11 protein-coding genes and 1 other RNA gene are annotated in these 13,000 nt (G+C 50.0%); 1 reads left to right on the top strand and 11 read right to left on the bottom strand.

The window, feature by feature from the left end:
• The first annotated feature begins 266 nt into the window (after positions 1–266).
• Entirely contained in the window at positions 267–668 is a 402-nt protein-coding gene (locus NST99_RS00900; protein ID WP_341097507.1) for a CHRD domain-containing protein, read from the top strand.
• Between the two features lie 366 nt (positions 669–1,034).
• Here NST99_RS00900 and NST99_RS00895 read toward each other — a convergent pair whose 3' ends face one another.
• The 11 genes from NST99_RS00895 to NST99_RS00845 form a co-directional block, all read right to left on the bottom strand.
• On the bottom strand, positions 1,035–1,952 hold the full coding sequence (locus NST99_RS00895) for a VOC family protein (RefSeq protein WP_341089154.1): 918 nt from the start codon (positions 1,950–1,952) through the stop codon (positions 1,035–1,037).
• Between the two features lie 90 nt (positions 1,953–2,042).
• Positions 2,043–2,468 (bottom strand): VOC family protein, encoded by a 426-nt coding sequence (locus NST99_RS00890; protein ID WP_341097506.1) that lies wholly within the window; start codon positions 2,466–2,468, stop codon positions 2,043–2,045.
• 254 nt (positions 2,469–2,722) lie between these two features.
• Positions 2,723–3,087, bottom strand: a transfer-messenger RNA (tmRNA) gene (ssrA, locus tag NST99_RS00885).
• A gap of 193 nt (positions 3,088–3,280) precedes the next feature.
• Complete coding sequence (smpB, locus tag NST99_RS00880; protein WP_038584698.1) at positions 3,281–3,760, bottom strand: SsrA-binding protein SmpB; 480 nt, start codon at positions 3,758–3,760, stop codon at positions 3,281–3,283.
• Between the two features lie 400 nt (positions 3,761–4,160).
• Positions 4,161–7,055 carry a ribonuclease R gene (gene rnr / locus NST99_RS00875; protein ID WP_341097505.1) on the bottom strand — a complete coding sequence of 965 codons (2,895 nt, stop codon included), beginning with the start codon at positions 7,053–7,055 and terminating at the stop codon, positions 4,161–4,163.
• A 244-nt stretch (positions 7,056–7,299) separates the two neighbouring features.
• On the bottom strand, positions 7,300–7,533 hold the full coding sequence (gene secG, locus NST99_RS00870; protein WP_038584695.1) for a preprotein translocase subunit SecG: 234 nt from the start codon (positions 7,531–7,533) through the stop codon (positions 7,300–7,302).
• Between the two features lie 148 nt (positions 7,534–7,681).
• Complete coding sequence (locus NST99_RS00865) at positions 7,682–7,945, bottom strand: hypothetical protein (RefSeq protein WP_341089153.1); 264 nt, start codon at positions 7,943–7,945, stop codon at positions 7,682–7,684.
• Between the two features lie 126 nt (positions 7,946–8,071).
• Positions 8,072–9,358, bottom strand: coding sequence for a phosphopyruvate hydratase (gene eno, locus NST99_RS00860; RefSeq protein WP_038584689.1), 1,287 nt, complete (start codon positions 9,356–9,358; stop codon positions 8,072–8,074).
• A gap of 58 nt (positions 9,359–9,416) precedes the next feature.
• Positions 9,417–10,961, bottom strand: coding sequence for a 2,3-bisphosphoglycerate-independent phosphoglycerate mutase (gene gpmI, locus NST99_RS00855; protein ID WP_341089152.1), 1,545 nt, complete (start codon positions 10,959–10,961; stop codon positions 9,417–9,419).
• 2 nt (positions 10,962–10,963) lie between these two features.
• Positions 10,964–11,719: a triose-phosphate isomerase gene (gene tpiA / locus NST99_RS00850; protein WP_341089151.1), complete on the bottom strand. Its 756-nt coding sequence runs from the start codon at positions 11,717–11,719 to the stop codon at positions 10,964–10,966.
• Between the two features lie 33 nt (positions 11,720–11,752).
• A complete protein-coding gene (locus NST99_RS00845; RefSeq protein WP_341089150.1) occupies positions 11,753–12,934 on the bottom strand; it encodes a phosphoglycerate kinase in 1,182 nt (393 codons plus the stop codon).
• Positions 12,935–13,000: the final 66 nt, after the last annotated feature.

Raw genomic sequence — 13,000 nt, 5'->3', positions numbered from 1 at the left:
AACCCTTTAACAAGGAGAGGCTTTTTGTATGAAAGACATGTTCAAAACAGCCGCTGAAATAAAAAAAGACACCGATTAAGGCGAGGGGATTCGAACTGCTGTCCGAAGATAACGGCACATAAGCTTCTACGAGTGTAGTCACGGATTTGATGTCACCCGAGTATCGCCCTATTCATTTCAAAAAATCAATCAAACCTTAGACGGATGAACAATCCCTTCCTTCCGTACGGAATAAAATACCGTATCAACGAAGAGGGGTGAGGAATATCAAAACGTTTAGGGCTTTCTTGAATGGAAGAAACGAAGTACCTCCTGTAAGGACAATTTCTACTGGAAATACTGTTTTTCAGCTTAACCGTGCTGGTGATAAATTATTTTTTAGACTTGTCATCCGAAATATAAACCGAGTAACCCAAGCCCATATCCATCTTGGACGAAGAAATGAAAACGGTCCTATAGTCGCCTTTCTATTCGGCCCGTCGAAATTTGGAATCTCCGTAAGACGAGGAGTTATTCGCGGGACTCTGACTCGCAATGATTTAATCGGCCCTCTAGATGGAAAGACGATCCGCGATCTAGTCCGTGAATTTGAAAGAGGCAATGCTTATGTCAATGTACACACCATACAAAATCCAAATGGAGAAATCCGCGGCCAAGTTATTTCGTAAATTGTACATGAATAATTGAAATAAACGTGCTTCTCACACAGAAAGCACCTTCACGCTGGTCGCAGAATCGACCCGCTCTCCACATGCAAAAAGCACCGATCTAGTGGATCGATGCTTTTTGGAATGGAATGGTATGGGCCGAGGGGATTCAAACTGCTGTCCGAAAATAAGGCACATAAGCTTCTACGAGTGTAGTGACAGTTTTGATGTCACCCGAGTATCGCCCCGTAACCGGCTATACGTTGGATCAGCCTGATTATTTTCTTCCGCTCGACCCCAGTCGGAGGTTTTATGCTAATCTCTCGTCCTTACGCTGGGCGATCATCGGGTATGCGAGTAAATTTGGCGGAGGGTAGAGTTTATGCTTCACTCGCCCTTATAAGCCTTGTGCAATGCTGCAAGGTCGAATTTCTTCATCTGCAAAAAAGCCTTCGTAACACGAGCAATTTGCTCCGGTGTTCCCTTTTCCAGCATCTCGTCCATCTCGGCTGGCACAATCTGCCACGACACGCCAAACCGGTCTTTCAGCCAGCCGCATTGTTCAGCCTCGGGAACTGCAGAAAGCTTCTCCCAGTAGTGATCAATCTCCTCTTGCGAATCGCATTTTACCATAAAGGAGATCGCCTCGTTGAAACTGAATTTATGCTCATGCGCACTGTCCATGGCGGTGAACCACTGCTTCTCCAGCATGAAGTCAGAGAACATAATGGTTCCTTCCTGATCAGGCTCCAAGCCCTTAGGATAGCGGGCAATCGTTCCCTGCCGCGAGTTGCCAAATACAGATAAATAGAGAGACATAGCCTCTTCCGCCTTACCGTACTGATTACCTACAAACAAAAAAGACGGGATGATAGCCGGACGCTCCTCACCCTCAGGATTTGTAAGCATCAGCTGCCAGGACACGCCATATTTATCCTGAATCCAGCCGTACCGCTCACTGAATGGATACTTATCTAGCGGCATTAGCGCCTGTCCACCCTCAGATAACTTGTTCCAGACCTCATCTATTTTCTCAGCTGCGTCCTTATCGCGTGACGGATCAAAATTAACGAAGAAAGACACTGACGGATTTAACTTAAAATAGGGACCTGCACTGATGGCCATAAACTTCTGTCCCCATATTTCAAATGAAACTTGATCACAGTCACCTGACGGTGTGTCATGAATTGTCGTAACACTCGTAACCTTGGATTCGGGGAAAACAGAAGCGTAAAAATTAGCTGCTTCTACCGCTTCTTTGTCATACCATATATGCGGCACGATTGTCTGATTCGCATTTGTCACAAGTCATTCCTCCTCAGCTGTCCTGTCCATCCGGAAACAGTAAGCGGTATTGTGGGTAGAGTGAACACTGCATAAATGTTATCCCTGAGGTTACTCCCCTGGGACATTCACTTGAAAAGTAACGCCGAACTTGTCCTTAACAATCCCATACAAAGGGCTCCAATCCGTCTTCTGCAAAGGCATGACCACTTGACCACCGTCTTCCAGTGCGGCGAAAATCTCCCGTGCAATTGCCTCTTCTGTAGGATGAATGGCAATCTGAACCGTGTCACCGTCCGCCTGATGCGACGTACCCGGAAAAGTATCGGAGAACATGAGATCTGCATTACCAACCTTCAAATGCGCATGCATCACAAGGGTTTTCATCTCATCGGTCAGCGGATGATTCGGATCTTCCGGTAAATCCCCGAACGTCATGATCCCGACCACGTTCCCGCGCAGCGCTTTTTCATAAAAATACAGAGCTTCTCTTGTGTTTCCATTAAAGACAAAATACGGGTTCAAGCGGATTGACATCATTCTTCATCCCCTTTGGAACAAATTGGACAATCATCTTAATTATACACAAAAATTGAAGGAAATAAACGCTTTTTTACGAACATATGAACCCCTATACCCACCCCGGCTCGTTCATCTCCAGCCACCTCCTATTGCGGTGTATCAGCACCTTTCAGAATCAGTAACGTATTTGGAAGTTCATCCATATGATTTCGGTCAATAACTTCAGAAATGAAAAAAGACACCGATTAAGGTGTCTTTTAATTTACTCCATATGGAGCCGAGGGGATTCGAACCCCTGTCCGAAGATAACGGCACATAAGCTTCTACGAGTGTAGTCACGGATTTGATGTCACCCTAGAAGCCCCCCGTAACCGGGTCCCCTTCGGGTCAGCCTGATTGTCTTCTTCAGCTCACCGCAGGCGGAGATGAGACAGCGTATCCCACTACTTGTTAGCCCCTATCCCTGTCACATGGGCGATGCAGGGTAGAAGCACGCACACAGTTTCTTAGGCTGCGAAAGCGTAGTTTGTTTGTTGTTTGCCGTTTAATAGGCTTTAGCGTTGATGAAGCGGACGCGTCCCCACTACTCGCTACTCATGCTCGAACTACCCCCGTCGAATCCAAGAACGGCCCCTCATTAAAAGGGCGCTTCGGATTAAGCGGACCAGCGAGCAAAAGTGATCCGATCCACAGTCTCTTCTTCAAGAAGACTGCAAAGAAGCATTAAGCTTTACTTACACAGTATAGCACATTTATCAACACTATAACACGAAGGTTAAAGGAATTGAAGGTGGAATCTGGAACATTGGGCATTCTCCTGCCCAGGCTTATCTTGCGATCTTTTGCTTGTCGCGCAGCACACGCTGAATATCGCGCTGAGCATCACGTTTTGCGGCAGAATCGCGTTTGTCGTACTCTTTCTTCCCTTTACCGAGGCCGATCAGCAGCTTGGCGTACCCGTTGCGGACGTACACCTTCAGCGGCACGATGGTGAATCCCTCACGCTTGGACTGTCCCAGCAGCTTGTGAATCTGCTCTTTATGCATCAGCAGCTTGCGCGTACGTGTCGGGTCGGTAGGATTGGAGCGGTTCCCTTGTTCAAAAGGGCTGATATGCATATTGTGCACGAAAATCTCACCGTTTCGAATCGTCGCAAAAGCATCGCCAATATTCGCGCGTCCATTACGCAGCGACTTGATTTCTGTGCCGGTCAGCACCAAGCCTGCTTCGTAAGTGTCCTCGATGTAATAATCATGGGAAGCTTTTTTGTTCTGGGCGAGCACTTTCCCGTCTGCTTTTTTACCCATGAGAGTCACTCCTTGAATCGTATTCCTAAGCAGAGATAATCAAATTGCCTTAAAAAGCAGGTGAGTTTGATTATCCAAACGTCAGATCTATATTGTATCAAAAGCGCTCCGGGGAACGCAAGGAAGCAGCGCCCATTCACCACCAGGCATTTTGACATATGTATGTCAGCAAGACGCGCTTTGGAGATAATTTATATACAATATGATGGATAAATAGAAATTACAGCCTGGCACAACACCACATAGGATATTAGTGGCGATGACGTTAATCCCAATGTAGGGTGACTTTGACTTGGAAGTTTTTGCATTCCTTTTGCGGGCGACCCTGAACATAAAATTCTTTATTAGCAAAAAAAGCGCTGCTCCCTTCACGGGGAACAGCGCCTTTCATTATCTCAGCTTACTCCTGAGGTTTTTTCTTCTTTTTCTTTCGGCGTACTGCGCCTTCCGCATTGCTGCCTTTGTCGCTGCGCTTAGCGGCTACCTTGTCGGAGGTCTCCACGTTGCCTGGAGTCACGGAAGGGCCAATGAACACGCCGCTCTTGTTCTTCTTCTTGCGGCGGCCCTTATCCTTGCCTTCTGTGCTTCCGCTGCGGCTCTCGAACCCGCGATCCTCCCGGCTGCTGAACCGGGTGTTCGCGTCAACGCCGCGCAGCTCGCCGGCGCCTTGCTCGCCTGCGCCGCCGGCTGGCGCGCCGTAGCCGCCCTTGCCGGAGCCGAAGGCGAAGCTAATGCCGCGTCCCCCGGCACCGCCTCCGGCCTCTCCGCCGCGGCCACGTCCCCCGCCGCTGCGCTCGCGCGGCGCACTGCCGCCCGCTTCGCCGTTCAGGGCGGCGTAAGCCCGGCGTGCGGCCTCTGCAGGGCCGCCGCTGCCACGCTTGGCGCGTCCGCCTGCAGGCGCGCCGCTACCGGCCGCCGCGTCTGTGCGCGGCGCTTCCCAGGCGCCGGTTCCCACCGCGCCGGACTTGCCTCTGCCGGCGTTCAGCGCGCCGCCGGATTTACTCTTGCCCGCGCCGACAGCGCCGGGCTTGCCTTTACCGCCGGTGCGGCCCTTGCCGCCGGCCTTTCCACCGGACGGCTTGCTGAAGCCGCCGGCGCCCGGACGGCCGCCTTTACCGCCGCGTCCGCTATAGCTGCGGTGCTCGCCCGCCGCACGCGGCTTCATGTCGACCAGCTCGAAGTCGATCGTATGGTCGTCCATGTTGACCTTGGCGACACGGATCTTCACTTCATCGCCAATGCGGAACACCTTGGAGGTGCGCTCGCCGATGAGCGCCATGTGAGCTTCGTCGAAGTGGTAGTAATCATCGCTAAGCGCGCTGAGACGGATTAAGCCTTCGACGGTATTTTCCAGCTCGATGAACATGCCGAAGCTGGTTACACTGCTGATCATCGCCTCGAATTCCTCGCCGACCTTATCCTGCATATATTCCGCTTTCTTCAGCTGCTCCGTATCACGCTCTGCTTCCACTGCTACGCGTTCGCGTTCAGAGGACTGCTGCGCGATGTCAGGCATCCGGCTGGACAGGTAATCATGACGCTTCTGGCTTAGGGCTCCACCATTCTCGATCACCTCGCGCATCACGCGGTGAATGACAAGGTCGGGGTACCGGCGGATCGGCGATGTGAAGTGGGAGTAGTATTCCGCTGCAAGTCCAAAATGGCCCGTGCTCTCCGCATCATACTTAGCCTGCTTCATGGAGCGCAGCATCATCGTACTGATGACGGTCTGCTCCTTGGTGCCTTGAATGTCCTCCAGCAGGCTCTGCAGCGCGCGCGGGTGGACAGAATTGCCGCGTCCCTTAACGTGGTAGCCAAAATTGGCGGCAAAGGCCATAAAGTTCTGCAGCTTCTCCGGGTCCGGATCTTCATGAATCCGGTAGAGGAACGGCACTTTTAGCCAGTGGAAATGCTCGGCTACCGTCTCATTGGCCGCCAGCATGAACTCTTCGATAATTTGCTCGGCTACTGAACGCTCACGTTTTACAATATCAACAGCTTTGCCGTTCTCGTCTACGATGATCTTGCTTTCTTCAAAGTCAAAATCAACCGCTCCCCGCCGCATCCGCGCATCGCGCAGCTTCATGGCCAGTTCCTTCATCAGACGGAAGTCCCCGATCAGCGGACTGTACCGCTCGAGCAGCTCCGGATCCTCGTCTTCGACGATTTTGCGGACATTGGAGTAAGTCATTCTTTCTTTGGTGCGGATTACACTCGTAAAGACATCATGCTTCACGACCTTCATATGCTCATTAAATTCCATCTCACAGGACATCGTCAGACGGTCCACCTGCGGGTTCAAACTGCATATCCCGTTAGAGAGACGGTGCGGCAGCATCGGAATTACCCGGTCCACCAGATACACGCTGCATCCGCGGTCATAAGCTTCCTTGTCGAGCTCCGAACCTTCGCGCACGTAATAGCCGACATCGGCGATATGGACGCCCAGCTTATAATGCCCATTCTCCAGCCGCTCCACATTGACAGCATCATCCAGATCCTTGGCATCCTCACCGTCGATGGTGACAATGTTAAGCCCGCGTAAATCGCGGCGTCCCTGCTGGATAATTTCTTCATCGGTAATGGAATCCGGCGCCTGCTCTGCTTCAGTCATCACTTCAGACGGGAAAGCCTCAGGCAGCTGGTGCTTACGGATTACGGATAAAATATCAACACCCGGGTCGTCCTTATGTCCCAGAATTTCAATGATTTCCCCTTCAGCCGCAGCACGGCCTTCCGGGTAATTTACAATGCGGACCACAACCTTCTCACCGTCGACCGCTCCCATAAAGGACTGCTTCGGAATAAAGATATCGCGGTTAATCCGCTTGTCATCCGGCAGCACAAAACCGTAGGTCTCCAGGCTTTGGAATACCCCAACAGTCTGGAGCACACCCCTTTTCACGATCCGCACCACTTCGCCTTCCATCCGCCCGCCGGACGGACTTTTCGAAGTAATCCGCACCAGTACGATATCCCCGTTCATCGCACCCTTTAAATCGTTGGCGTGTACATACACGTCGGGATGATCACGGTCGTCGGGGATTAGAAAAGCAAACCCCTTGGCATGTGCCTGCAGCCGTCCGCGCAATAAATCCATCCGTTCCGGCACGCCATAACGGGCATTCCGGGTCAGCACGACTCTCCCGTCCTGTTCAAGCTCCAGCAGCAAATCCTCGAACGCTTTAAACGACGCGCTATCCTGCAACTCGAAGTGGCTTACCAATTCGTCATAAGTGAGCGGTTTATAAGCGGTCTCCCGCATAAAATCAAGCAATATTTCCTGTGTTATCAAGTTAGTCACCTCGGCCCTCCGCAGCCTTTAAGCGCTGCTGGCATATATGTATGTGTTGTCCTGCTTCACCCGAAATCATTCAAGTAAAATTTACCTTTATATACTTCATACCCTAGTATACACGAAATCAATCCAGAGCATCCCTGTAATGATTATCACGAAGTTAACGCAGTCCAAAAAAATGCACCAAAAAAGCCCACGCCCCATTCTATTCAGAACAGTGCGAAGGCTTATTGTAGACGTCCTAATCAACTACAATGGCAACAACGATCGCCATAATGAAGAATCCAGCTGCCAGTGCAACCGTTACACGCTGCAGTACAAGCTCCATACCGCGTGCTTTAGTTTTACCGAAAAGATGCTCAGCACCGCCGGAGATGGCACCGGAGAGACCTGCGCTTTTCCCTTTTTGCAGAAGAACGACCGCAATCAGACCGACGGAAAAAATCAGGAGAACTACTTTCAAAAAGATATCCATTCACTTCCACCTCCTACGTCCAAGCATCACTATCTATGCTAAATTAGGTTATACGTTTCATAAACAGCATTTTTATTTTATCATAGCTACCGTATGAATACAACCTTCTGACTACGAATCTAGTTTGGAGATACCGAGTGTCAATCTGTTAAGCCTGTCTCCTGAAAAACGTAAGAGTCAGCAATAACAGCGCAGAAATCACAATGATAGGAACACAAATAAAGGCATAGGCAATCCCTTCCCAGCCCCCAATCACTGAAAAACTGAGCACGAGCAAGATTGCACCGCCAACCAAGCCGACAATCCCCGGATAAAACGTGAGCCCGGAATGCAGTCCCCGGATTCGTGTAAAAACTAAGCTTATGATTACAATCAGTATTCCGATCGCAATTCCTGCCACAATAGCATTCATTCAATCCGCTCCTTCCAAATATCTACATATATAGAATACCTATTCAGAGCGGCAGATGCAATTCCAAACAAAAAAAGAGCCTGCCCGAAATCGGCAGACTCTTTGAAAAGCTTGACTCAAAAATAATTATCTTTTGAGGTTGTAGAAGGATTTCAGGCCGTTGTATTGAGCCAATTCACCCAGTTCATCTTCGATACGAAGCAATTGGTTGTACTTAGCGATACGGTCTGTACGGGAAGGAGCACCTGTTTTGATTTGGCCGGCATTAGTTGCCACAGCGATATCAGCGATGGTGCTGTCTTCGGATTCACCGGAACGGTGAGAGATAACTGCAGTGTAACCTGCACGTTTAGCCATTTCGATAGCATCGAAGGTTTCAGTCAAAGTACCGATTTGGTTAACTTTGATCAGAATGGAGTTACCGATACCTTCTTCGATACCTTTAGCCAGACGCTCAGTGTTGGTTACGAACAAGTCATCGCCAACGAGTTGGATTTTGTTGCCGAGTTTCTCGGACAGCAATTTCCAGCCTTCCCAGTCATCTTCGGAGCAGCCATCTTCGATGGTGATGATTGGGTATTTATCAGCCCAAGAAGCGAGCAGGTCAACAAATTCAGCTGGTGTGAAGGATTTGCCTTCGCCTTCCAGGTGGTATTTGCCATCTTTGAAGAACTCAGTGGAAGCAACGTCCATACCAAGGAATACATCAACGCCTGGTTTGTAACCGGCTTTTTCGATAGCTTCCATGATGGAGGACAGTGCATCTTCGTTGGAAGTGAAGTTAGGAGCGAATCCGCCTTCGTCGCCAACTGCTGTGTTCAGGCCTTTAGCTTTCAATACGGATTTCAGAGCGTGGAAGATTTCAGCGCCTGTACGCAGAGCTTCTTTGAAGCTAGGTGCGCCAACTGGCAGAACCATGAACTCTTGAACGTCTACGTTGTTGTCGGCATGTGCGCCGCCGTTAACGATGTTCATCATTGGTACTGGAAGCTGTTTAGCGTTGAATCCGCCCAGGTATACATACAAAGGTACATCCAGAGCTGCTGCTGCAGCGCGGGCTACGGCCATGGATACAGCCAGAATTGCGTTAGCGCCGAGTTTGCCTTTGTTGTGAGTACCATCCAAAGTGATCATCAATTTGTCGATGCCCAGTTGGTCAAGAGCGTCCATACCGATTACTTCAGGAGCGATGATTTCATTTACGTTCTCAACAGCTTTCAGAACGCCTTTGCCCAGGTAACGGTTTTTGTCTTCGTCACGAAGCTCTACAGCTTCATGAGCGCCAGTGGAAGCGCCGGAAGGAACGATAGCGCGGCCTTTAGCACCGGATTCCAGATAAACATCAACCTCTACAGTAGGGTTACCGCGGGAGTCGAGGACTTCGCGAGCGTAAACATCAGAAATAATAGTCATGTAAGTTAATCTCCTTTTATCATGGGTTTTGGTATTGATGGTGAAGCTTAAATCCTGCTTATTTACGGCTGGCGATCATAGATTGTCCGGTCATTTCCGCTGGTTGCGGAAGTCCCATCAAATCCAGAATCGTCGGTGCCACATCAGCAAGGATACCGGATTCGCGCAGCACAACATTTTCGGTAGTTACGATGAAAGGAACCGGGTTGGTAGTATGAGCCGTGAATGGACGTCCGTTCTCGTCAAACACCATATCCGCATTGCCGTGGTCGGCAATGATGATTGCCACGCCGCCTTTGGCTACAACGGCATCCACAACTTTACCCACACATTCATCCGTCACTTCAACGGCCTTGATTGTTGGTTCCAGCATGCCGGAGTGTCCAACCATATCAGGATTCGCAAAGTTAAGGATAATAGCATCTTGTCTATCCGCTTCGATTTCCGCTACGCAGGCCGCCGCCACTTCGTATGCGCTCATCTCAGGCTGAAGATCATAAGTTGCTACTTTAGGAGAGTTGATCAGGATGCGGGTTTCCCCAGGAAGCTCTTCATCGCGTCCGCCGCTGAAGAAGAAGGTTACATGCGGGTACTTTTCAGTTTCCGCAATACGCAATTGCTTCTTGTTCTGCTGTACCAGCACTTCACCCAAGGTATTATCCAGGTTCTTCGGTGAGTAGGCCACGAAGCCCTGCACCGTTTCGCTGAATGTAGTCAGACATACGAAGTGCAGGCCTTGCGGGAACAAAGGCCCCCGGTCAAAACCACGGAAATCCGAGTTGGTAAAGACTTGGGACAACTGAATCGCACGGTCAGGGCGGAAGTTCAGGAACACAACAGAATCACCGCTTTCCACTACCGCAACCGGCTTGTCGTTGCTGTCTACAATAACACTAGGCTCAACGAATTCATCATACACGGAATTCTGATAGGAGGCTGTGATCGCCTGCAGGGCATCAGTATATTTCGGACCATCGCCATATACCATAGCACGATAGGCTTTCTCTACACGCTCCCAGCGTTTGTCACGGTCCATAGCGAAGTAACGCCCGGATACCGTAGCAATCTTACCTACGCCAACCTCTTCAATCTTGGCTACGAGATCCTGAACGAACTTTTGTCCGCTGTCAGGAGGTACATCGCGGCCATCCATGAATGCGTGAATATACACTTCGTGCATATCCTCTTTCTTGGCCAGATCAAGCATGGCAAACAGGTGGCTGATATGACTGTGTACGCCTCCGTCGGAGACCAGTGCATACAGATGAAGCTTTTTGCCGGTTGATTTGGCGTTTCTTACAGCAGCAACCAGCGTTTCGTTATCAAAGAATTCTCCGTCACGGATAGACTTGTCAATCCGGGTCAAATCCTGATATACGATACGTCCGGCACCGATGTTAAGGTGTCCTACTTCCGAGTTACCCATTTGCCCTTCCGGCAGACCTACAGCCTCGCCGCAAGCGGTCAGTGTGGTATTCGGATATTGTTTCAGATAACGGTCATAGTTAGGCTTGTTGGCTTGAGCAACAGCGTTGCCTTCAGTCGTATTGCGCAAACCGAAACCGTCCATGATGATTAATGCTACAGGTTTTGGTGCTGACATTCTTACTTCGCCCCCTCAACGAGTGAAACAAAGGAAGCTGGCTGCAGGCTGGCACCGCCGACAAGAGCGCCGTCGATGTCGCTTTGACTCATGTACTCCGTTACATTCTCAGGCTTCACACTACCGCCGTATTGAATACGCACAGCTTCAGCAGTTGCTTCATCATACAGACCTTTTACAAGGGTACGGATATAAGCAATAACTTCGTTGGCATCCTGGGAAGTGGAGGATTTGCCTGTGCCAATCGCCCAGATAGGCTCATAGGCGATAACCACCTGAGCAGCCTGTTCGGCACTGAGACCGGCAAATGCAGCTTCGGTTTGAACTTTGCACACATCTTTTGTTTGATTAGCTTCGCGCTCTTCAAGCTTTTCGCCTACACAAACAATTGGAGTGATGCCGTGACGGAATGCCGCATGCATCTTTTTGTTGACGATTTCGTCCGTTTCGCCAAAATAAGCGCGACGTTCGGAGTGCCCGATGATAACATAATCAACGCCAAGGTCCTTCAGCATTACACCGCTGATTTCGCCTGTATAAGCGCCGTTATCTTCGAAGTGCAGGTTTTGTGCACCGATCTTGATGCTTGTGCCTTTTACTGCTGCTACCAGTGCTGGCAGGTTAGTAAATGGAGCGCAAACAACAGTCTCTACGCCTGCTACTTCTGCTTGGCCTTTGACTTCAGTGATGAAGCCTTCTGCTTCCGGAACGGTTTTGAACATCTTCCAGTTCCCGGCGATAATAGGTGTTCTACTCATAGTAATGGATTGCCTCCTTCTACCTTCTACGTCTTACTTGTCGTTCAGTGCTTCTACGCCAGGAAGTGCCTTGCCTTCCATGAACTCGAGTGATGCGCCGCCGCCAGTGGAGATATGATCCATTTGGTCAGCCAGGTGGAATTTCTCTGCTGCAGCTGCGGAATCACCGCCACCAATTACAGTGTAACCTTCGGTTGTCGCACAAGCCTGTGCTACAGCCTTTGTACCTTCAGCAAAGATGTCGATTTCGAACACACCCATAGGTCCGTTCCATACAACCAGCTTGGAGTTTTTGATGATATCGGCATAAATCTCACGAGTTTTAGGACCGATGTCCAGACCTTCCCAACCCGCAGGAATGTCAGTTGTATCAACAATTCTGGTGTTGGCATCTGCGCCGAACTTATCGGCTACAACTACGTCAACCGGAAGTACGAAATTTTTGCCCAGTGCTTTAGCCTTCTCGATAAATCCAAGAGCAACATCAAGTTTGTCGTTGTCTACCAAGGAATTTCCGATTTCGAAGCCTTGAGCTTTAGTGAATGTATAGGAAAGGCCGCCGCCGATCAGTACATTGTCAGCCAAAGTCAGCAGGTTGTCGATAACGTCGATCTTGTCTTTAACCTTGGAACCGCCGATGATGGCAGTGAAAGGACGCTCAGGGTTCGAAAGAGCTTTCCCCAGAACAGACAATTCTTTCTCCATCAGAAGACCAGATACAGCCGGCAGGAAGTGAGCGATGCCCTCAGTCGAAGCATGTGCACGGTGAGCTGCGCCGAATGCGTCGTTGACGAACAGGTCAGCCAGTTCCGCGAACTGCTTAGCCAGTTCAGGATCGTTCTTTTCTTCACCCGGATAGAAACGGACATTCTCAAGCACAAGTACATCACCGTTGTTCAGTTCAGCAATTTGTGCTTTAACAGCATCGCCGATCGCCTCATCAGCTTTGGCAACTGGTTTGCCGAGCAGCTCGGACAGACGTACAGCAGCACCGGTAAGGCGCATGGAATCAACGAATTGACCCTTAGGACGGCCCATATGGCTGGCCAGAATGATCTTTGCACCGTTCTCGATCAGGTATTTAATCGTTGGAAGTGTTTCGCGGATACGTGTATCATCAGTGATTTTACCGTCTTCCACTGGCACATTGAAATCGACGCGTACGAATACGCGTTTGCCTGCTACTTCTACATCACGGACGCTCTTTTTGTTCATGATTAGTTTCCTCCACACCCATATTGGTTCACTCACGAATCCATTTAGAAAGAGCGGAAACAAGGA

This window comes from Paenibacillus sp. FSL L8-0470, assembly GCF_038008625.1.
Classification (GTDB): domain Bacteria; phylum Bacillota; class Bacilli; order Paenibacillales; family Paenibacillaceae; genus Paenibacillus_AQ.
Note: the sequence above shows the minus strand (reverse complement) of the source record. Positions and strands in the feature narration are given on the sequence as shown.

What these genes read in the sequence shown, in the direction of transcription:
- NST99_RS00890 (WP_341097506.1), bottom strand. Translation starts at nt 2,468, where the DNA reads ATGTCAATCCGCTTGAACCCGTATTTTGTCTTTAATGGAAACACAAGA.
- gpmI (WP_341089152.1), bottom strand. Translation starts at nt 10,961, where the DNA reads ATGTCAGCACCAAAACCTGTAGCATTAATCATCATGGACGGTTTCGGT.
- tpiA (WP_341089151.1), bottom strand. Translation starts at nt 11,719, where the DNA reads ATGAGTAGAACACCTATTATCGCCGGGAACTGGAAGATGTTCAAAACC.
- smpB (WP_038584698.1), bottom strand. Translation starts at nt 3,760, where the DNA reads ATGGGTAAAAAAGCAGACGGGAAAGTGCTCGCCCAGAACAAAAAAGCT.
- NST99_RS00865 (WP_341089153.1), bottom strand. Translation starts at nt 7,945, where the DNA reads ATGAATGCTATTGTGGCAGGAATTGCGATCGGAATACTGATTGTAATC.
- NST99_RS00845 (WP_341089150.1), bottom strand. Translation starts at nt 12,934, where the DNA reads ATGAACAAAAAGAGCGTCCGTGATGTAGAAGTAGCAGGCAAACGCGTA.
- eno (WP_038584689.1), bottom strand. Translation starts at nt 9,358, where the DNA reads ATGACTATTATTTCTGATGTTTACGCTCGCGAAGTCCTCGACTCCCGC.
- secG (WP_038584695.1), bottom strand. Translation starts at nt 7,533, where the DNA reads ATGGATATCTTTTTGAAAGTAGTTCTCCTGATTTTTTCCGTCGGTCTG.